At 32.7% G+C, this 19494-nt stretch carries 21 protein-coding genes; 16 read left to right on the forward strand and 5 right to left on the reverse strand.

All coding sequences use genetic code 11. The features are described 5' to 3' along the window. Nucleotides 1-58 precede the first annotated feature (58 nt). Nucleotides 59-529 carry a hypothetical protein gene (locus H6622_07395; GenBank protein MCB9061329.1) on the reverse strand — a complete coding sequence of 157 codons (471 nt, stop codon included), beginning with the start codon at nucleotides 527-529 and terminating at the stop codon, nucleotides 59-61. Between the two features lie 217 nt (nucleotides 530-746). On the opposite strand from H6622_07395, the gene H6622_07400 reads away from it, so the two are divergent. After that, on the forward strand, nucleotides 747-1196 hold the full coding sequence (locus H6622_07400; GenBank protein ID MCB9061330.1) for a hypothetical protein: 450 nt from the start codon (nucleotides 747-749) through the stop codon (nucleotides 1194-1196). A 37-nt stretch (nucleotides 1197-1233) separates the two neighbouring features. Here the strand turns inward: H6622_07400 and H6622_07405 are convergent, their stop codons facing one another. Further along, the gene (locus H6622_07405; protein ID MCB9061331.1) at nucleotides 1234-1413 is read right to left on the reverse strand and encodes a hypothetical protein; all 180 of its coding nucleotides are present in this window, start codon (nucleotides 1411-1413) and stop codon (nucleotides 1234-1236) included. Nucleotides 1414-1745: 332 nt separating this feature from the next. Here H6622_07405 and H6622_07410 point away from each other — a divergent pair, with 332 nt between their 5' ends. Genes H6622_07410 through H6622_07430 form a run of 5 tightly spaced genes read left to right on the forward strand, consistent with a single transcriptional unit; the run spans nucleotide 1746 to nucleotide 7096 of the window. Next, the gene (locus H6622_07410; protein MCB9061332.1) at nucleotides 1746-2714 is read left to right on the forward strand and encodes a hypothetical protein; all 969 of its coding nucleotides are present in this window, start codon (nucleotides 1746-1748) and stop codon (nucleotides 2712-2714) included. Between the two features lie 12 nt (nucleotides 2715-2726). Beyond that, on the forward strand, nucleotides 2727-3695 hold the full coding sequence (dctP, locus tag H6622_07415; protein ID MCB9061333.1) for a TRAP transporter substrate-binding protein DctP: 969 nt from the start codon (nucleotides 2727-2729) through the stop codon (nucleotides 3693-3695). A gap of 26 nt (nucleotides 3696-3721) precedes the next feature. Next, nucleotides 3722-4228 (forward strand): TRAP transporter small permease subunit, encoded by a 507-nt coding sequence (locus H6622_07420; GenBank protein ID MCB9061334.1) that lies wholly within the window; start codon nucleotides 3722-3724, stop codon nucleotides 4226-4228. Further along, complete coding sequence (locus H6622_07425; GenBank protein MCB9061335.1) at nucleotides 4225-5490, forward strand: TRAP transporter large permease subunit; 1266 nt, start codon at nucleotides 4225-4227, stop codon at nucleotides 5488-5490. The genes H6622_07420 and H6622_07425 overlap by 4 nt, the downstream gene beginning before the upstream one ends. A 4-nt stretch (nucleotides 5491-5494) precedes the next feature. After that, a complete protein-coding gene (locus H6622_07430; GenBank protein ID MCB9061336.1) occupies nucleotides 5495-7096 on the forward strand; it encodes a hypothetical protein in 1602 nt (533 codons plus the stop codon). A gap of 14 nt (nucleotides 7097-7110) precedes the next feature. Here H6622_07430 and H6622_07435 read toward each other — a convergent pair whose 3' ends face one another. Next, nucleotides 7111-7764, reverse strand: a complete 654-nt coding sequence (locus H6622_07435; protein ID MCB9061337.1) for a hypothetical protein — start codon at nucleotides 7762-7764, stop codon at nucleotides 7111-7113. 413 nt (nucleotides 7765-8177) lie between these two features. Here H6622_07435 and H6622_07440 point away from each other — a divergent pair, with 413 nt between their 5' ends. After that, nucleotides 8178-8630 (forward strand): hypothetical protein, encoded by a 453-nt coding sequence (locus H6622_07440; protein ID MCB9061338.1) that lies wholly within the window; start codon nucleotides 8178-8180, stop codon nucleotides 8628-8630. On the opposite strand, the gene H6622_07445 is transcribed toward H6622_07440, so the two are convergent. Both H6622_07445 and H6622_07450 read right to left on the reverse strand, forming a co-directional pair. Beyond that, a complete protein-coding gene (locus tag H6622_07445; protein MCB9061339.1) occupies nucleotides 8624-10009 on the reverse strand; it encodes a response regulator in 1386 nt (461 codons plus the stop codon). The genes H6622_07440 and H6622_07445 overlap by 7 nt on opposite strands. A gap of 46 nt (nucleotides 10010-10055) precedes the next feature. Further along, nucleotides 10056-11054 carry a bifunctional oligoribonuclease/PAP phosphatase NrnA gene (locus tag H6622_07450; GenBank protein ID MCB9061340.1) on the reverse strand — a complete coding sequence of 333 codons (999 nt, stop codon included), beginning with the start codon at nucleotides 11052-11054 and terminating at the stop codon, nucleotides 10056-10058. Nucleotides 11055-11160: 106 nt separating this feature from the next. On the opposite strand from H6622_07450, the gene H6622_07455 reads away from it, so the two are divergent. The 9 genes from H6622_07455 (at nucleotide 11161) to H6622_07495 (ending at nucleotide 19476) form a co-directional block, all read left to right on the forward strand. Then, a complete protein-coding gene (locus H6622_07455; GenBank protein ID MCB9061341.1) occupies nucleotides 11161-11904 on the forward strand; it encodes an ABC transporter ATP-binding protein in 744 nt (247 codons plus the stop codon). Beyond that, complete coding sequence (locus H6622_07460; protein ID MCB9061342.1) at nucleotides 11901-12644, forward strand: ABC transporter permease subunit; 744 nt, start codon at nucleotides 11901-11903, stop codon at nucleotides 12642-12644. Before H6622_07455 ends, H6622_07460 begins: the two co-directional genes overlap by 4 nt. Further along, the gene (locus H6622_07465) at nucleotides 12644-14176 is read left to right on the forward strand and encodes a Gldg family protein (protein ID MCB9061343.1); all 1533 of its coding nucleotides are present in this window, start codon (nucleotides 12644-12646) and stop codon (nucleotides 14174-14176) included. Before H6622_07460 ends, H6622_07465 begins: the two co-directional genes overlap by 1 nt. Beyond that, the gene (locus H6622_07470; GenBank protein MCB9061344.1) at nucleotides 14173-15528 is read left to right on the forward strand and encodes a hypothetical protein; all 1356 of its coding nucleotides are present in this window, start codon (nucleotides 14173-14175) and stop codon (nucleotides 15526-15528) included. The genes H6622_07465 and H6622_07470 overlap by 4 nt, the downstream gene beginning before the upstream one ends. After that, the gene (locus H6622_07475; GenBank protein ID MCB9061345.1) at nucleotides 15525-16190 is read left to right on the forward strand and encodes a hypothetical protein; all 666 of its coding nucleotides are present in this window, start codon (nucleotides 15525-15527) and stop codon (nucleotides 16188-16190) included. Before H6622_07470 ends, H6622_07475 begins: the two co-directional genes overlap by 4 nt. 161 nt (nucleotides 16191-16351) lie before the next feature. After that, nucleotides 16352-16963 (forward strand): thymidine kinase, encoded by a 612-nt coding sequence (locus H6622_07480; protein MCB9061346.1) that lies wholly within the window; start codon nucleotides 16352-16354, stop codon nucleotides 16961-16963. Beyond that, entirely contained in the window at nucleotides 16960-17475 is a 516-nt protein-coding gene (gene hpt / locus H6622_07485) for a hypoxanthine phosphoribosyltransferase (GenBank protein MCB9061347.1), read from the forward strand. Before H6622_07480 ends, hpt begins: the two co-directional genes overlap by 4 nt. A gap of 17 nt (nucleotides 17476-17492) precedes the next feature. Beyond that, complete coding sequence (locus H6622_07490; protein MCB9061348.1) at nucleotides 17493-18518, forward strand: hypothetical protein; 1026 nt, start codon at nucleotides 17493-17495, stop codon at nucleotides 18516-18518. Next, complete coding sequence (locus H6622_07495; GenBank protein ID MCB9061349.1) at nucleotides 18511-19476, forward strand: hypothetical protein; 966 nt, start codon at nucleotides 18511-18513, stop codon at nucleotides 19474-19476. The genes H6622_07490 and H6622_07495 overlap by 8 nt, the downstream gene beginning before the upstream one ends. The last annotated feature ends 18 nt before the right edge of the window (nucleotides 19477-19494 follow it).

The following is a 19494-nucleotide window of genomic DNA, read 5'->3' on the forward strand; positions in this document are numbered from 1 at the left end:
ATCCTTAAAAAATAAGGGAGGACTATACCTCCCTAAATGAGACAATTATTTATATTAATTAATCCCAGGCCTTCTTGATATTGCTATCAAGGTATGAATCTTTAAAAGCACCTGCAACTAGTTCCATGATAAAAGTTTTTCCACCATCAGCAATTTTGAATTTTGAATACTTTTCATCTTGGCTATCTAGACCGGAAACTTTGATTGTTTTAATTTTTGCAATTTCAGCTTTGTAGTCAGCATCTTTTTTACAAAGTCTCCACATTTTATCCAAAACTTCTTTGGCCAAAGATCCAACCCAACCAATTACTTTGCTCTTATCATTTCCGAGTTTTTTGTAGTCATACTTTGATTCCCAGTTTTTGAAATCAATGTTTAGTGTTACACCACTAGCTCCACATACTTCTTGGAATTTTGAAACTTCACTCGTTGCAGTTTCAGTGGCCATTTTTTTTGCCTTTTTGTCTTTTATTCCTGCAAAAGATGCAGAAGATAGAGCTAAGGCGATTGTTAAAATTACAAACTTCATTTTGGTCTCCTTTTAAGCTTGTTTAAATATATTCAAACGACATAATTATTTTAATCAACATACACAAAAAATAAAATAGAATTTATTTTCTAGATACAATAATGCGCATATCCTTTTTTGGATTGTTTTTTAATAAATAAAAACAAGTTATAAATATTGACCAGTCCTATGCTTTCTGATGTAGAATAAGAGTTCTTAATTTTATAAAGGAACTGTAATGAACTTAAAGAGTTTGATATCAATTTTTGCGATGTTAATATTCTACACAAATCTACAGGCACAAGCTCCAGAACTAGGAAAATACCCAAAGAGCTATAAATCAGGTGACTATAAGGTTACGATATTAAGAATTGGGCCAGAAGAAGATAATACTGTTCTTATAAAAGTTGATGGCCTCGATAGCAGTTTTGATGGAGAAATTTATAAACATGTCAAAAAATGTGATACGAGTGATTGTACTTCTTTTAAGTATGAGACAACAGAAATTCCAGGGAAAAAGAGATGGTGGACAATTCAACAATCAACTCAATGGGGTGATGAATATATGAAATTTTTCCCACCAGGCATTGATAAAGAACACTCTCTAAAAGAAGAGAAACGTCCTAAAGATTTCGATTCAGGCAAATACTACGAAACTTACCAAAATCAGCTAAAAACTCGAAAATAAGACTTTAAAGATAGTTCTTAGCATCCGACTGTAAGATCTATTCGCCTTTGACAAAAGAGGCAGGACGTATACTTTGTTTCTTGAGTACAGAGCGACCAGGTCGGCAACTTGCAGGTCTTACCGGTGTTTTCGCTTGAAATAGTTTTTTCTCACGAATTAACATTTTAAGCCTAGAAACTTCATCATTCTTTGTCCAAAGGACCTTTTCTTTTTCCATGGTATTCTCCCATTTAAAAATTAGTGAAACGAGTATAACAAAATCTGTTTCTTTGCAACTTTGTTACCCCGATCAACTAAAATCTACATGAGAGCTAGATTCTTGGGGTGAAAGTCGCAGGAAAACTCAATGTTTTAATAAGCTTCTCCTTTAGTAGGTTTACAACTTCCAATCATAGAGATTCATACAACACAGTCATGATAACATACAGATCGGTATAAGTTCAATAAAAGTTATCTAAAAGGATGAATTCATTTATATCCTTGATTGTAAATGCTTGAAAATTATTGCACCATATTCAGACAGTATTATTTTCAAAGAATGGAGTTTCTATGAAGTCTCTCTTTATCCTATTGTTTTCAATAACTTACCTTTCATCTTGCTCCACGATGAATAAATTATCGGTAAATATGGCCTCTCCACTACTTTTTGATCTTTCTTACAGCATTGAATTTCAAAGAGATTTTGAGTTCTTTAGGCAGGCCACTCCTTCTAATCTACAATTATTTGAAAGTATATGGTCTATGAGCCCAAAGAATGAAAAACTACTGAGTGTTCTTGTTAAGGGGTATGCTGGCTTTGCTTTTGCGGTATTTGAAACTGAGTATTTGAGCAATATAATCAAAGCAGAGGAGGATCAGTCAAAAATCGATAGAATAATTCATTATTATACTAAAGCATTCAATTATGCACTCATGTATTTTTCTGAACATAATATTTCATATAGAAACATTGTGGCCGCGGGGAAGGAACCTGGCGGGGTGAAAAAGCTTTTTGATAAGGAACTTGATGATGAAGCACAAGATTTAGAAATCGTTCTATTTGCAGCACAGTCTTTGGGAAGTATGATCAATTTGCAAAAGACAAATATGGGCATTGTTGCTCAATTGCCCACTGTTAAAGAGATGTTTGATTGGGTATGTGAAAAAAATCCTAAAATTAACTTTGGAGCATGTGACATTTTCTACGCGACTTTCGAGGCATCAAGGCCCAAAACCTTAGGTGGCGATCCAGAAAAAGGGAAAAAACTATTTTTAGAGGGTATTAAGAATTATCCAGATAATTTTTTAATAAGAGCTGCTTATATTCAATACTACATTGTTCCCATGTCTGATGAAGAAGGCTATAAAGAACAAAGGTTTTATTTGGAGGCCGCACTTCGCAATTCTGAAAAATTTAGGAAATGGTCACCAATTGAAAATGACTTTCCTGAGTTTAAAGAAAGAAGACTTGCAGCTTATCAAATGGTAGGTTTGGAGCGTTTCAAAATATTTAAAAAATATGAAAAAGAATTATTTTAAAAGGACCGTTTTATGAAAAAAATATTAATACTAGTATGTTTAATTTTTACAACAACAGGTTTTGCTGAAAAACTTAAAGTAGGAGTTCTTGCTCCAGAGGGAACGACTTGGGCGATAAATCTTAAAAAAATGTCAAAAGAAATCAAGGATGCGACAGAGGGAAATGTTAATTTAAAATTTTATTTTGGTGGATCTCAAGGTGATGAAATTGATGTTTTAAGAAAAATTAGAACAAGTAATTTACATGGGGGAGTTTTCACAGGAAAAACACTTGGTGAAATTTACGGGGATGCTAGAGTTTTAGAAATTCCCTTTACTTTTGAAAGAGATAGAGAAAAAGCATTCTCAACAATGAAGGCCCTGGAAAAACATATCGATGATGGATTTGCAAAGAGTGAATTCAAGTCCCTTGGCCATATTGAATTAGGTATGGTGTATTTTGTTTCACAAAAGGAAATAACTACCCTTGATGGACTTCAGGGAATAAAAATTTGGTCCTGGGAAGGGGATCAACTAGTCAATAGTATGTTAACAAGTATGAATTTAGTTTCTGTTCCACTGACATTACCGGATGTACTCTCATCTTTATCGAATGGTGTTATCCACGCAGCTTATGGACCTCCTCTTGGAATTGTTGCGATGCAATGGCAATCGAAAGTTAAGTTTTTAATTGATTACCCTCTGGCCTACTCTACAGGCGCTTTCCTATTAAGTTCAAAAGCATGGAGTAAAATACCTACAAAGTATCAATCGATAGTTGAAGGGATTGCAAAAAAATATGTAGACCAAATCAACAGTACAACTGTTCAAGAAAATATAGACGCATTAGCTGCGATCAAAGCTTCTGGAGTACAATTTATCAAAATATCTGACAAAGATATTGCTTATGGTAAAAAAATTAGGAGTGAAGTTATTAAAAAATTAGAAGGTGATTTATTTTCCAAAAAATCTTTAGATTTATTGCAAAAGCAACTTTTATAAATAAGTAAAGAGAGTTAGAATTCGGTATGCGTTTTATAAAGAAATGGGACGATTTTATTGAATGGATTTCAACAGTAGGACTTGTTGTTTCTGTTGCGTTTATGCTTTCTCTAACCGTTCTTACTATCATCTTAAGATGGTTTAATATAACTTTACTCTGGGTTGATCCGTTAGTAAGACATCTTGTCTTTTTGACGGCATTTCTCGGAGGGACAGTAGCAACGGGCAAGAAAACTCATATTGCAATAGACATTGTTTCTAAATTTTTAGAAACAAAAAATTGGCCAAAAGGTGAGCTCTACTTGAAAAGATTTATTACTCTCATTTGTATTTTAACTATTTGTTGGTTGAATAAAACTTCTATTGATTTTTATCATATAGAATTAGAGTTTGGAAAAGAAGTATTTTGGGGATTACATAGTTCTATTTTCGTGAGTATTATCCCTATTGGCCTCACTCTCATAACATTAAGATTTATTAACCAATTATTAATGTCCTTTGGGCCTTTAGAGGTTAAAAAGGAAATCATTTGATACAAACTCTTGTTTTTTTAAGCATTACATTTTTTGCAGGCATAGGAGTTCCTTTGTTTGTGATCATGTCACTTTTTTCTCTTACCGCCTTTACATTTGCAGGTGAACAAACGACAGCTATTGTTGTTGAGATCTATAGACTTGCTTCTTCACCAACAATACTTACTATTCCTTTGTTTACTTTTGCTGGCTATATGATGGCCGAATCTGGTTCACCTAAAAGACTTCTTCGCTTTGCAGAAGCGTCCTTAGGTTGGATGCCCGGAGGAGTAGCGATTGTTTCACTCGTAATTTGCGCTTTTTTTACGGCATTCACAGGTGCTTCAGGTGTGACTATTATTGCACTTGGTGGACTTTTATTTCCGATATTGAAAAATGAGGGATATTCTGAAAAATTTAATCTTGGACTAATCACAACTTCAGGTTCGCTAGGTTTGTTATTTCCTCCAAGTTTACCCATAATTCTCTACGGGCTTGTCGCAAAAGTCGATATTGATAAACTCTTTTTGGCGGGACTTGCACCTGGATTTTTGCTGATCGTGATCCTTTCTTTGTGGTCAATCAAAAATGGTGGAAAAGCAGAAAAAGTTAAACATAAATTTTCAATGAAAGAATTTCAAAATTCTTTCAAAGCGTGCATTCCTGAGTTGTTGTTACCAATTGGAATACTCGGTGGAATTTATGGTGGATTAACTACAGCATCTGAAGCAGCGGCCGTGACAGCTTTTTATGTTTTTATTATCGAGTGCTTTTATTACAAAGATTTAAGTCTAAAAAAAGATTTACCTAAAATTATCGTTGATTCAATGTCATTAGTAGGTGCAATATTGCTTATTTTATGTTGCGCTCTTGGATTGACCAGTTATCTAGTTGATGAAGAAATTCCAATGATGGCCCTCGAATTCATGAAAAAGTTTTTAGACAACAAGTATTCATTTTTAATTTTTTTAAATCTTTTCCTATTGGTTGTTGGCAGCCTCATGGATATTTTCAGCGCCATTATTGTTGTCGTGCCTTTAATTGTCCCAATCGCTCGGGAATTCGATGTGAACCCAATACATCTGGCCATCATTTTTCTCACAAATTTAGAGATAGGTTATATAACTCCACCCGTTGGAATAAATTTATTTATTTCGAGTTTTCGGTTTAAAAAACCTGTCACTGAACTTTATAGGGCATCTCTTCCTTTTTTAGGTTTATTACTTATCGCATTAATCATAATTACCTATATTCCTACGCTTAGTCTTTTTTTGATAGAATGAAGACATGTATTTTAAGGAATTCAAAAAGCTAATTAGTTTATGTGTTTTTTTCAGCTTATCCCTTGCTCTTAATGCAAATGAAACAGATTATTTTAATCAAATTGGAAATGGTGAAAAGAAGAAACCAGATCAAGTTTTTGAAGAACAACTGACTGATCAATATCTACCTTATACAGGAGAGCTAAAAACTTCTACGGGTCATTTTTTTTTAGATAATTATTTCAAGTATGTTCTTCCTCAATCCAAAGAACTAAATGACTATGAACTTCAAGGGATTAAGTTATTTCTTAATTGTCCAAGAGATATTTTTAATAGACATTTCGAATATATCAGATATCTCTACAGACTTATTTTTATTAGCTATCAACATTTAGTTATTAAATCAAATGGATTGTTAAGATATACTTATAAACAAGATGTAAAACAATGCCAGTATAGTTGGGAGCAAATATTTAAAAACTGCCAACCAAAATATATTGAAATGCAAAAATTCTTAAAGAGAATTAAGTCCAGCGATGCTCTCAAAGAAGAGTATATAAAATTTCCACAATCAATTAACGGTAATTTAAAAGATATCCTCAAAGAACAAATAAATCCATTATTTGAAATTTCCCATGAAATTATTAAATCTAGTTGTTCTGACAAGAATTGTTCAGGACAAACTGTTGATGAAATCAACAAAATATTAGGAAAATCATGTGAGGACGCAAAATCAAATATAAGCTATGTCTGCAACGAAATTGATAATTTTTATGCATTCAATAATTATGCATTCCTTACTGAAATTCTCAAAGAGAGTGGGCCCATGAGTGTCATCGATGAAGAAGGTTATGCAGAAAATTGTATGGATGAGTTTAGTTCGCTTTTTAGAACGCGTTACCAAACTGAAGGGCCATTTGAATTTCACTTGGAATCTATCCACAAATATCTTTTAAAGAATTATCCAGAAAAAAGAGAAGGAGAACTTTTTATAGCTGGAGCGCTAAAGAAGTTTGATGACAAAGGCCTAGAAGATTTTTTATTTGCTATAAATGAAAAAGTGATAACCTTAGAGAAAAAAGAGGAAGTCGTAAAAAAAGTTAAAAAAGAAATAAAACTTCCCTTGAAAGTCATTCCAATTGTCAATATCCCTCCACCAAAGAAAGATCCACCTAAAAAAATTGTCGACTTAAAATTGCCAGAACCTCCTAGACGTTCTGAATTTTATCGGGCCACTCAAAAGTTAAGAAATAACAATTTAGAACTTGTAGATGTCAATATGTCTAGATTTAAGTCTGATTTTGTATTTTCAAAAAAAATGATTGAAAAACTAGATTATCCAGTAAAAATTTATATGACTCGAGCAGCACTTACAGATATGAAAAAACTAGATCATCTAGGATCAAAAAATGAACCTGTAAGACTTTTGTTTTTAAAATATATGATCGATCATAATTTTCATCAGGGACTTTTTAATGTACAGGCCATTTTGGGGACCAAATTTTATGTTTTGAATGATATCGATCTTGTGAAAGGTGATATACCTGCTCTTGTTGAAATTCAAAATGACGAAACAACAAATTCAAAATGGAAAATAAAAGTATTAAAGGAGACACTAAAAAAATAGTGTCTCCAAATAACTTATCTTGTACTCGCAATTTTTTGCAATTGGTTTTTATATTTTCCAAGATCCAGTGCGAGGAAAATTCCAGAGTTCTCACCATTGATATCTTCACCAACCAGAGATAGGTTTCCTACTCTTGTGTTATTTACATAATGCCTAAATGTCAGAATGGTGTTATCCATATTCATTCCTTTTATAGGAATAAATATCGCAAAAACTTTTGGTCCTAGATAGATAGATACATTTTCAAACTTTTCAATGGTAAATGCTACCGCGGGTAATTGTCCAGATGCTACTCCAGGAATGGCCCTACCTCCAGGAAGTGCTTGGGGGTCTAATTGATTTGCATTACCACTGAAGACATCATCTAGATCGATTGAAAAAGATAATAAGGTTCCATCTGATTGGAAATCAGGGCCTAGCTCAATTGATGAGTTCGGGTATTTGGGAATTGAATACCTTAGTCCTCCATCGACTTGAATCTTCTCCATGACCATACTGATAAGAATCTTATCTTGTTGCAAATGAATAGTTGGGCCATTAACACCTGGAATGGTAAAATTTCGATGTGAACCTCCATCTCCTCCACATCCAACACTAAATAGACCTAGTGAGGTTATTGTGAACATTGTAATTAACCATTTTGGTTTTAATAAATTAACATAATTCATGCTCTTCTCCTTTTTTTTTGAAAAGGGACGAGTTTATGTACATACGTTCAGATCGGGCCTACATGCTGTGAAACTCGCTATGTCCTTTTATAATGGACCTTTCGGCGATTATTAAAATAACATTAGATTAAATTAGTCAGGAATATTTTTAGCTCATATGAATAAGATTTATCATAATCTAGCTCCAAATGAACGATATAAAAGGGTTTATTGTAAACTAAATTTCTATTTTTAGATATTTTAGTGCCAATTCCTAGACTCAGATAGACAAATAGAAGTGCCAACTTAATCATGGAAGTATTGAGACAGAGATGATATTTGAAAATATCAATTAAAAAAATCAGTCATTTGTCTTAACCTTAGGCATAAATTACACAGGTTATTTTTATCTAGCGAAATTATATAATGAAGACATGAAAATCTTCGGAAACCAAAATGGCCTGATTCAAGATAAATTAAAAAGACAAAATAAAAATGAGCAGCTGGCCCAAGAGAAGGCTGAAAAACCTGAAATTTCAGTTTATTCTAGTCATAGAAAACCACAAACAGATACCCAAATTAGAAATCGTATAGCTCAAATGCAACAAGATCAAGCAGCTAAAGTCGAATTATCTGAAGCTGCTAAACTTAAAAAAGTACAAGATGAGTCTATTCGTGAGGTGGATAACAATAAAGTTGAAGTACCAAAAATCGTCAATGCTCAAGGTGAAGCAATCAAAAGCGATATTGGATTAAATGATCCAAGTGATTCAACTACCTATTCAAAAATAAAAGACGTGATTAGGCTAAATAGACCAGGTGCAAACGTATTTGATGAAAAAACTAGACAGGTTCTTGAAGAAATTATCAGCAACAATAATCAATGATCTACTTTAAAAAGTTTTGAAATGGCCTCATAAGGTCTTTTAAAATTGCCTTCATTGAAACAACTCTTTTTCATGTCAACTATAATCTTTTTTAAGAGTTCCTTATCCTCAAACTTCGAGCGATAGGCCCTATTGACAAACTCTTCTGCAACAATAAAAACACAGGCCAAAGGCTGAATTTGCTTAGAATTGAGTCCTTTTGGAAAGCCTGTACCATCTGGTCGTTCATGATGTTGCATAATGATAGAGTCAATCCCAGGCGGAAAAGATTCAAAATTTTTAACAATGTTTGCAGCATCTATAGGATGACGCTTTATACTCGTTTGTTCTGAATCGTTGAGAAATTTAAAACCTTTTTCACTGAAATTTTGGACTTTGGCCGCATCCATAGTATCTAAGGTGATATCGTGTAAAATGGAAGCTAATATCAGTTTTGTTGCAGTGGACTCTGTCGTCCAGTCTAATTTTTCAATTATCCCCGTCGTAACAAAATTAATTAAATGAACGTGATTAGATAAGTAGTCTTCTTTATCAAGTATTTTTGCAACTTTATTCAAAATATTTTCATTTTTTTTGACTAACTCAAGACTTATATCAATGCACTCTTGAGCTAAATCAATAGAACTCTTAGATAGACCACAACTTAATAGATTTTCTTTCAACGTCGAAAGTCCCAAATTAGCATTTTGTACATTTTGTGTATCATCAAGTCCTTCTCTAACTTCAAGAATTTTTAAAACATCCCTTGAAATATTATCTACAAAATCTAACAAATTTTCTCTTTTAATAAAAAGTGTTCGAGCTCCTTTATTTTTATATTTCAATACAATTTCTGAAGCATACATTGTATTGGCATCAATTATTTTAATAAATTTTTCGGAATTAATTCTAATATACACATCACATGGAACATTATTTGATTTCAAGACAGTGTCTACAGATACTTCACTCCATCTTTCATATGTATCAGAGTTCAAATTAGTAGGTTCTTTGTGAGAATTAGATCTATTTAAAATTAAATCTATTTCAATAATAAGTTGATCTTTTTTTATTGGCTTTGTGAGATAGACATTTCTTCTTTCTTTATCATCTGTAAAATTCTTTAGATAAGGGTCATTATCAATTTGCCTGCCAGTGAGTAATAAATAAGGGATTTTAAGATCGCTATCAATCAGAAATTTGTATATTAAACCTCCATTTGCAACAGGCATATCATAATCAGATATGATGAGATCATAGTTTTGAGAAACTTTCAGTTTATTGATGGCCTCTTGCCCATCAGAGCAATAAGTAATATCCATATCCTGATAATAACTTTTTAAAATAAGTGAATATAAGGTTCTTAAATCCTCATCATCTTCAGCATATAACAAACGCATACATACCTCTCACAATATGATAAATGATTTACATACAAAAATTAAACTAAAATTTTTTTAATTGTTCGAGAATAATTTGGACTTTGGAAATGGTTTCCTTAACAATCAGATGTATTTGCCCTTCTATTAAGGTTGCAGCAGAATGATTATGGCCGCCACCTCCTAGGGCCTGAGCAATAATTCCAACATCTGTTGTTCCCAGTGAACGAAAACTTACTTTCACCAAATCCCCCATTTCTCTAAACATACACGCAACCTTGATGTTGTCTAATATTAGTAGATGATTGACAAAAGCGTGAGTATCCTCAGGGTCTACTTTAAAAGACTCTAGTTCTTTTTCTTTAATGACTATCCAAGCAATTTCACCATTTTTAGTTGATTGTGCAGAGTTAAGTATTTTTCCAAGCAATTGCATGTGAGAAATTTTTTTTGCACCATAAATTTTATTATAGGCCAATTGCGGACGTATTCCTGTGTCTAATAATTGTCCAATAATTTTATGAGTATGCCCTGTGACAGTAGGATACCTAAAACTACTTGTATCTATTAATATAGATGTATAAAGTGGGAGCGCCATATCTTTTGTAATTTCCACATTGAGTTCTTTAATGAGAACTCCTACAAGCTCACCCGTTGCAGACATATTTGTATCAATACAATGAAGAGCTGCGAGGGCCGGGGGACATGGATGGTGATCTATAAAGAGTAAGTTTTTAGAACGCATTGCTAATTGTTGCACTTGATCTCCAATTCTACCTAAACTATTTGTGTCAACAACTATTAGGAGATCTATAGGCCAGTTATGATATTTTTCTGAACTTAAAAATTTTTCAATTCCTAAAATATTAGCAGTAGAGTCCAGGTATTCATACCTCTCCAGGAGTGGTCTTTCATTGACGCATATAACATCTTTTCCTTTTTGTCTCAAAGCTAGGGCCAGAGCGATTTGAGAACCAATTCCATCAGCATCCGGAAAAATATGTGTTGAAATCACAATATTCTTGGCCTTTTTGATCAGATTTACAAAACGTTTTTGATATTCCATTGACAACCTTTTCGGATTATTTTGACATTCTCTTAGCTTTTTTAACTTATAACAATTTGCTATTATTCTCCTACTTAAGACGAATTGGAGGAAGGAGTACTTTGCAATGAGTCGTATACTTGTAGAATTAAAACAAATTTCTAAGAACTTCGGTCGCAATTTGGTTTTAGACAATATTTCTCTAAAATTAAAGGAAAATTCTATTCATGGATTGTTAGGGCCAAATGGCGCTGGAAAATCTACAACAATGCGAGTTTTATGTGGACTCACTAGTCATGATAAAGGTGAAGTATATTTCGATGGACAATTGCGCAATAATCAAAATGAATTTGCTTGTAAAATAGGTTTTTTGAGTGAGGATGTCCCATTATATGAAAGTATGAGAGTTGAAAATTTTATCAAATACCTACTTAAATTAAGATTAAAAAATATACAAAATATTAAAGATAATCTTGAAAAGGCCCTAGAGAAATGTCAATTAATCGATCATCGTAAGAGGTTGATTGGAAATTTGTCAAAAGGTCTCAAACAAAGAGTAGGTCTAGCTCAGGCAATTGCTCATGGGCCTAAACTCATTATTTTAGATGAACCAACAGTAGGGCTAGACCCCTATGCAATTATGCACGTACGAGATTTGATCCAAAACTTGGCCAAAGACCACACTATATTATTATCGAGTCATCAGTTGCATGAAGTTGCTAATGTCTGTAATGAGTTTACTTTTATTGAAAAGGGAAGAGTTGTAAAAACTGCAAATATGGAAAATTATAAAAATAATTTAGAACAAGTCTTTCAGGAATTTGGCAAACAAATTCAAAATCGTAGCGAACAAACGAGTGTAAATTTATGAAAAGTTTTTTTAGGGTCAAAACAATTGTTGGTAAAGAATTTTCAGAATTTCTATGGTCTCCCATGTTTTTTATCTTAACTGGTGTTTTTTCCCTTATCATTGGATTTTTGTTTTACAATTATTTAATACTTTCAAAGGAAATAACAAATTTATCTGTTTCATACTCAGTACTTAGGCCCATTTATGGAAATATGAATCTTCTATTATTATTTATTGTTCCGTTGTTAACCATGAATAGTTTTTCTGAAGAAATTAGTAAAAAAACTATAGACTTGTTGTTTATGTCTAGAGTGAAAGACTATGAGCTTATATTAGGAAAAATAATTGCTACTTTTTTAATCGTATTTTTAATGATTAGTTCAAGTTTGATATTTCCAATTATCCTAGCATTTGCTGGATTCACTGATTGGGGTGTTGTCTTGACAAGTTTTCTAGGAATATTATTTTGCAGTCTGTGCTACATTAGTGTTGGCGTCTTCGCCTCAACCCTTACCAAAAATAATATTGTTGCAGCTTTTGTGAGCATTGGTATCCTTCTATCAATTGTAATGCTTGTTTTTACAGCAAATACAAGTGTAAACCCTCTCATTCAGCAGATGGGATTATATCTGGCCCCGGCCTACCACTTTGAGTATCTCTCAAGGGGAACATTAAATAATTTTGGCATAGTTTATTTTATTTCTTTTTTCCTTTTCTTTTTTAGTCTAACAAAATTTTCTCTAGAAAGAAGGGCCTGTTGATGAAACTTTTTCTTAAATATACTTTAGCTCTAACTGTCTGTTTAAGTTATTTACTTGTGATTGGTGTATGGGTCATTATTTCAGATGAATTACACTTTTGTCTATATGTTACAGGAACATCACTTTTTTTAACTTTAATCTATTTAAGTATCTATCATAGAGACTTCGAGAAAATTTACAAAACTGTGGCCTTTAAGAAATTTATATCTCATATCATATCTGGCGGATTGATTTTAAGTTCTCTGGGACTTGTTAACTTTCTCGCATTTAAAAATCCTATTCAATATGACTTTTCTGAGTTTACAAGAAACTCTCTTTCTCAGGAAAGTATTAACATTTTAAAGTCTTTTCATGGAGAAATTACTTTTAAGTTGTTTGCTCGACAAACTGAGCAAGAATCTTACAAAAAATTATTTGAAATTTATCGCTTTACTAAAAATGATATTGCAATTGAGTACATTGATGTTGACTTAAATCCAAGTAAATTACAACAATATCTAATTACAAAATCTCCATCCTTGATAATTGAAGCGCAACAGAGAATGGAAAAAGTTGAAACAATAAACGAATATAATATCACAAATGCAATTTCAAAAATATTGAATCCCAGAAAACAAAAAATTGCAATTTACGAAGGAAAAATTCCTGGTAACACTGTTTTTTCTCAGACTGGCCCCGAGGGTTATGATAAATTGATGCCATTTCTTAAAAATAAAAGTGCCGTACTTGATTTTGTAGATTTAAGTGTAGTGTTTAAACAATCATATGATCTTCTGATTATAATAGCACCACGTAATGATCTCTCAGAAGAAGATGGATTAATTCTTTCGAAATTTCAAAAAAATGGAGGTAACCTCCTTATAGCATTAGATCCGAGCTTGAAAAAAGATCAGTATCCAAATTTAAGAAAATGGTTATTTGATAAAGGGATAAAAATTTCAAATGATTTTGTAATAGATCTAAACCTACATGTAGAAGGTTCAAATGGTACTGTGCCAATTATTCAAAAAACAAATGCGAACCATCTGGTTGTCGAAGGTTTTAAAGGCCCCATTTTTTTTCCATTCGTGTCTTCGATAGAAAAAAATGAAACTGAAGGTGATACAGGTCGCTTCGTTTCTCTTTTACAATCTTCTTTGGAGAGTAGTTGGGCAGAAAAAAGTCAAACTGAATTACTTGAAAATCAATATGTTTTTAATAACGATGAGGACACGCAAGGGCCAATAACCATGGCCGCAATTTGGGAAGACGTTAAAGGGAAAAAGGGTAGTATTTTAGCATTAGGCAATTCTACTTTTTTACAAAATAAATACCAGGGACACGGGCGTAATATAGATTTCTTTTTAAACAGCGTGAGCTATCTGTCTTATCAAAATTATGCTATCACATTTGATCGGGCCGGAGTAACTGACACACCTCTTTTTATAAGTCACTACCAAAAAAATCTTGCTTTTTACTTTTCAATTTTGTTTTTGCCGTTAGTAATGTTTGGCTCAGGCGCATTCATCTACAAGAGAAAGCAATATCTATGAAAAGAAACAGTATCTTATTCTCAGTATTAGTATTTCTATTTTTGATTACTTTTGTTTCTGAGAAGATATTAAAAGAAGATAAAATTTCACATGAACAAGAACTTGCTAAGATTCTTTCTTTCAAAAATTTAGGTAGGATAACTAAAGCTAAAACAGACAATTTTGAACTTCAATTCAAAGATGATATTCCCTATATTAATGGACAACTTGCTGATGAAAAAAAAGTAAAAATGTTTTTTACAGATCTCACCCTCATTGAAGTTGAAAGAGAAATTTCTACAAAAACCATAGAAGATAACTACTATTCTTTTTTCAACAAAAATCCTTCAAAAATACGATTTGATTTCGAAAAAAACTATCTGGAATTTATGATTGGGAAGAAACTTATACATGATCGAAGCTTTTATGTAGAAGTAAAAACATCAAAGGGAAAAAAATATTTTCTTGCTAAATACCAAAAGGATCTTGATGACATTTATCAAGAGAATCAAGAAGAATCAACTTCTCACCAATACAATCATTTTTTAAGCTCTATCAATGTAGAAGCAGATTATTTTCTTGAAAAAACACTTTTCAAAATAGCTGATTCTCTTCAAGGATTCAAAGTTGACAAGATCATCTCTCAAGCTGAAGGGAAAATGAAGGAAGAAATTGACTTCAAAAATAAAACAACTTCGCCAGCTCCTTTTAAAGGAGTTAACTACAATATTGAAATTTATGATAACTATTTAAATCAACTTTATGACTTAAAAGCTGAAATGATAATATATAATCCTAATAAAAATCTATTGTCAAAACATGTCAGAACTCTTCACTTACTTAGTGGGCAAAAAGAAATATTGCTTGATATTTTTGAAGTTTATAATAAAAGAAGTTCTCAATTTGTCCTTTTAAGAAATAATAAAACTCTATATGAAATTGATCCAAAATTAACCCCTGTCCTCACCGTTCATTATCAAACCTTTTGGGATCGAAGACCTCTAAGAAATAATTTTTTTACAAAAACATCACAAAATAAATTTGAACTCATCTTTTCAGATAAAAAGTTTCCTTTTTCGATTCCTTTTTCAGACCATTTTACTGTGAAATCTCTAGTTAAGGCCTATAATGTCAATGTTGAGAGTTTTCGAGCACTTTTTGCCCTTTTAATGAATCCTGCCGATTTTGTTCGCCCTCTAAGTGTTACTCATTGGAAAGATTCCATGGGTCTACAGATTGATGATGAACTTCTCCTATTCAAGTTTTCAGATAATGAGATTATAATACATAACAAGAAGTACAATATAGGACTTCATTATTTTGTAGGGCCTAAGTCGCCACTTCCTTTAAAAAAAGAGGATTATATACAGTGATTAAAGAACTATTTATCAATTATTTTATGGTTATACTTCATCCAATAAAAACTGCTACTCATAACAAAAGAGTACGCCTAGATCGCCTAAATGAAGTCGCAGCAGAAGAAGATCTTGTCCAACAATATACACCTTTAAATTTTGTAGAGGCCTGCTTAATCTCATGGGTTTTTATAATAATTGGTGCTATCTATGAGATTTTTGGGATTCAAATTGGATTTTCAGCAATCGAATTGCTATCAGAAGAAAGTGATATACTTTATACAATTGGTGTTCAAACCCAAAAATTTGGACTTATTTCTCTAATGGCCAAAGTCGTCTTCTTTCCATTCTTTCTTTGGGCATGGACCAAGCTTTATGTTGTCATTATAACTTTTTTTGCAGGGCTATTTAATAATAACGAAGAAGAAGTCGAAGAGTCTGCTAAAGAAATTGTCTACGGGGGGATGAGTAGTTTTGCTTTTTATCTCTTCCCTGTCTTTGGGCCTGTTTTCAAAGTCCTAGGAAATATTGTCATTATATTTCAAGGTCTAAGACATAATCTTGGAATGTCACCCATTCAATCTTTAATCGTCTTGGTTTCGCCTATCATCATCATTATACTCATGTTTATTTTAGGCATTTCAATTTTTTCCATGACGCTCGGAGCGTTAATCTTCTAATTTTGCTCACTCTCTAAAAGAACACTTAAACAGACTGTTGCCATTGCTTAAGTTTTTTGTGATTATTTTTTACCTTATAAATTAAATCAAAGGGATTAATTGTGAGTGTATTTCCACATACGCAGTTTGGACATGGTGCTATTGAAATTATTTGTGGGCCTATGTTTTCAGGAAAAACAGAAGAACTCATCAGAAGAGTTAGACGCGCACAAATAGCCAGACAAAAAGTACAAATTTTTAAACCGATTATTGATAATAGATATCATAAAACAGACGTCGTCAGTCATTCCTCCCAGGCCATCGAGGCCGTGGCCGTGAATTCATCTCGTGAAATTCTTCAAAAGCTTTATGACACAACTAGAGTTGTTGCAATAGACGAAGTTCAATTCTTTGATGATTCCATTATTAAAGTTGTACAAAAATTGGCCAGAAGAGGATGTCGTGTCATTTGCGCAGGCCTCGATCAAGATTATAAAGGTGAACCATTTGGCCCTATCCCACATCTCCTGGCCATTGCAGATTCTGTATTAAAAGTTCAGGCCATTTGTACTGTGTGTGGCGCTCCCGCAACCAAAACTTTTCGGAAAATTCGAAATTTAAATGCCTCAAAAGGACAAATTCTAGTAGGTGAATCTGAATCCTATGAAGCACGTTGTCGCTCCCATTATGATTATATTGATGGGCCAGAGGAAGAATTACTTGCTTTTAACCTTCCCTTGTTAGATGAAGACATACAAAATATGTCTGAACTAACAATGGAGAGGGATTCATGATCGAAAAATATATTACTGAAGATCAACTAGAAGTAAAGATTACTGAACTGGCCTTGAAAATAAATAATGATTACAAAAACGAAGAGTTGGTTATCATTTGTATCTTGAATGGCTCGTTTATGTTTTGTGCAGATCTTATTCGAAAATTAGACCTAGATCTTATTATGGAATTTATGTCTGCAAGTTCTTATGGTGAATCAACTGACAGTTCTGGAACTTTAGATATTCGACTAGATATTGAGCGTGACATAAAAGGTAAAAATGTTTTGATCGTAGAAGATATTGTAGATACAGGCCTTACTTTAAATAAAATAAAAGAGCTTCTTCTCGCCAGAGACCCTAAAAGTCTTAAAATTGCTTCTCTTCTTCATAAGCCTGCTCGCAAAATTCACCACGTTGACATTGAATATCTTGGTTTTGAAATAGAAGACAAGTTTGTCATCGGATATGGATTAGATTACGCTAATAAATACAGAGAACTTCCATATATTGGTATTTACCAAAATAGTTAATTATTTAGGAATTTATGATGGCCCAAAGTTATGCCGAAGGTAGCGTCCGAGTTGACTTAATAGGTGGGACCCTAGACCTTCCTCCTATCAACTTGATTCTCCCAAATGCAATAACCTTAAATCTAGCAACATCACTCAAAGCAAAAGTCAAAATTCAGGCCATCGATAATAGACAAATCAAAATAATTTCTAAAGACTATAATTCTATTACTTCAATAGAGTTAAATGATCTCACTGAAAAAAATTTTAATTCAAATAAATTTGGAAACTTTAATTTTGTTCTACAAATAATAGCACAATTTAATCTTGACACAGGTATCGAAGTTGAACTTGAAAGTGGTTCTCCTCCCGGTGCAGGCCTTGGAGGATCATCTTCTATGGGCATAACTTTATATAAGGCCTTGGCCGATTTTGTTGGTATTCCCCTCGTTCCAACTAAGGCCCTTGAGGTCGTTCGAAATATAGAAAATAAAATTTTAGACTCAGGCCCTGCAGGCTATCAAGATTATTACCCTGCTTTATACGGGGGGATTTTGGCCCTTATTCCAAGTGTTAAGGAAATTGAGGTCAAACAACTTTATGATCAACGTCTATGCAAAGTTTTAAATGATCACATGACTCTAGTATATTCAGGACAAACACGATTATCAGGAATAAACAATTGGGAAGTATACAAAGCTTTTTTTGACAAAAACCAAAAAGTTAGAAAAGGTCTAGGCGATATTGCTAGTATAAGTAAAAAATTTCTGGAAAGTATTGAGGCAAATCAATTAGGGTTAATTCCAGAATACATTAAAGAAGAAGGTCAAATTCGAGAAAGTCTCTTTCCCAATATCGTAACCAATGAAATGCGAGACTTATTAAAAGATATCCAAAAAATTGAAGCAAATGCAGGAATCAAAGTTTGTGGTGCAGGTGGTGGAGGTTGTTTTTTGATTGTCCATCAAGCTGATTCTCAAAGTAAAGTTGCAAAAATTATTAATGATCATAAAATGCAAATATTAGAATTTGATATCAGTAAACCTTTGGCCCTCTATGAGTAAAAAAAAAATTGCTGGCATGAGTTTAAAAGGAGGACAGAAAGATAATTTTTTCTTTTGTCTTCTTGAATATTATGAAGATGGACAACGATGTTTTTTAAAATCATTACTACATGTTAAAGATGAAGAATCACCCAATGGAAATGAGGCCATTCACTCTTGGATTGATGAATATGAACTTAAAGAACTTGTAATAGACTTTCCTCTAACAACTCCTCCTTGTTTAAACTGTGATTTAACTTGTCCCGGCGCTGAAATATGCCCTGTCGAAGATGTCGTTTCCATGAGAAACAGAGTAAATGAACTTCTCCTTGAAGACAAAAATAGAGAAGAAAACAATCCTAAAAAATATGAACGGGAAAGAAATGAAGATGATCTGGTAGATAATAATAAAAACAACATCGACAAGCTAAGCTCAGATCATCTGCTATCTCGCTCATTTAAACGAAAACTAAAAAGAGGAATTATTCCCTATTGGAATAGAACAATAGATCTCTACGTTTGGGAAAATTATTATGATAAATTATTAGATCTATTTAGTATTTCATACGACTCTTTTGGAAATACTTCTTTGATGTTAATGAATCGCCTGATTTATCTTAGAAAACATTTTCCAAAAGCATTAGAACTTTATGAAAGCAATATTTATATCTGCTTAATTGAACTGTTGAAGGCCAGAATCATTACTAAAAAAGACTTAGTTCGCATGTTAGATATTGAAGGAACAGCTATTGCCAGGCTGGATATCATTAGAAAAATTGAAAAAAAATTAAATATTTTTGTATACGATAAAGATTTAGAAGTTCTTTCCTATAACGTCAGAGCTTTTGAATCCTTTTTACTGGCCCTATGTGGTCAACGATGGCATTTAGGTCAAACTCGTGATATTGGCCCTTGGCGCAAAAATAATAACGAGAAGTTTATTTCTCCTTATTTTGTATCCGTCATAGACGAAAATTAATTCTTCATTTAGAATGTG

The sequence above is a fragment of the Halobacteriovoraceae bacterium genome (assembly GCA_020635115.1).
Classification (GTDB): Bacteria; Bdellovibrionota; Bacteriovoracia; order Bacteriovoracales; family Bacteriovoracaceae; genus JACKAK01.

Bases quoted from the DNA above. Each gene is read 5' to 3' on its own strand.
- H6622_07405 (MCB9061331.1), bottom strand. From the start codon at position 1,413: ATGGAAAAAGAAAAGGTCCTTTGGACAAAGAATGATGAAGTTTCTAGG.
- H6622_07470 (MCB9061344.1), top strand. From the start codon at position 14,173: ATGAAAAGAAACAGTATCTTATTCTCAGTATTAGTATTTCTATTTTTG.
- H6622_07430 (MCB9061336.1), top strand. From the start codon at position 5,495: ATGTATTTTAAGGAATTCAAAAAGCTAATTAGTTTATGTGTTTTTTTC.
- H6622_07400 (MCB9061330.1), top strand. From the start codon at position 747: ATGAACTTAAAGAGTTTGATATCAATTTTTGCGATGTTAATATTCTAC.
- H6622_07445 (MCB9061339.1), bottom strand. From the start codon at position 10,009: ATGCGTTTGTTATATGCTGAAGATGATGAGGATTTAAGAACCTTATAT.
- H6622_07480 (MCB9061346.1), top strand. From the start codon at position 16,352: ATGTTTTCAGGAAAAACAGAAGAACTCATCAGAAGAGTTAGACGCGCA.
- H6622_07495 (MCB9061349.1), top strand. From the start codon at position 18,511: ATGAGTAAAAAAAAAATTGCTGGCATGAGTTTAAAAGGAGGACAGAAA.
- H6622_07435 (MCB9061337.1), bottom strand. From the start codon at position 7,764: ATGAATTATGTTAATTTATTAAAACCAAAATGGTTAATTACAATGTTC.
- H6622_07440 (MCB9061338.1), top strand. From the start codon at position 8,178: ATGAAAATCTTCGGAAACCAAAATGGCCTGATTCAAGATAAATTAAAA.
- H6622_07465 (MCB9061343.1), top strand. From the start codon at position 12,644: ATGAAACTTTTTCTTAAATATACTTTAGCTCTAACTGTCTGTTTAAGT.
- H6622_07410 (MCB9061332.1), top strand. From the start codon at position 1,746: ATGAAGTCTCTCTTTATCCTATTGTTTTCAATAACTTACCTTTCATCT.
- H6622_07450 (MCB9061340.1), bottom strand. From the start codon at position 11,054: ATGGAATATCAAAAACGTTTTGTAAATCTGATCAAAAAGGCCAAGAAT.
- dctP (MCB9061333.1), top strand. From the start codon at position 2,727: ATGAAAAAAATATTAATACTAGTATGTTTAATTTTTACAACAACAGGT.
- H6622_07395 (MCB9061329.1), bottom strand. From the start codon at position 529: ATGAAGTTTGTAATTTTAACAATCGCCTTAGCTCTATCTTCTGCATCT.
- H6622_07460 (MCB9061342.1), top strand. From the start codon at position 11,901: ATGAAAAGTTTTTTTAGGGTCAAAACAATTGTTGGTAAAGAATTTTCA.
- H6622_07420 (MCB9061334.1), top strand. From the start codon at position 3,722: ATGCGTTTTATAAAGAAATGGGACGATTTTATTGAATGGATTTCAACA.
- H6622_07490 (MCB9061348.1), top strand. From the start codon at position 17,493: ATGGCCCAAAGTTATGCCGAAGGTAGCGTCCGAGTTGACTTAATAGGT.
- H6622_07455 (MCB9061341.1), top strand. From the start codon at position 11,161: ATGAGTCGTATACTTGTAGAATTAAAACAAATTTCTAAGAACTTCGGT.
- hpt (MCB9061347.1), top strand. From the start codon at position 16,960: ATGATCGAAAAATATATTACTGAAGATCAACTAGAAGTAAAGATTACT.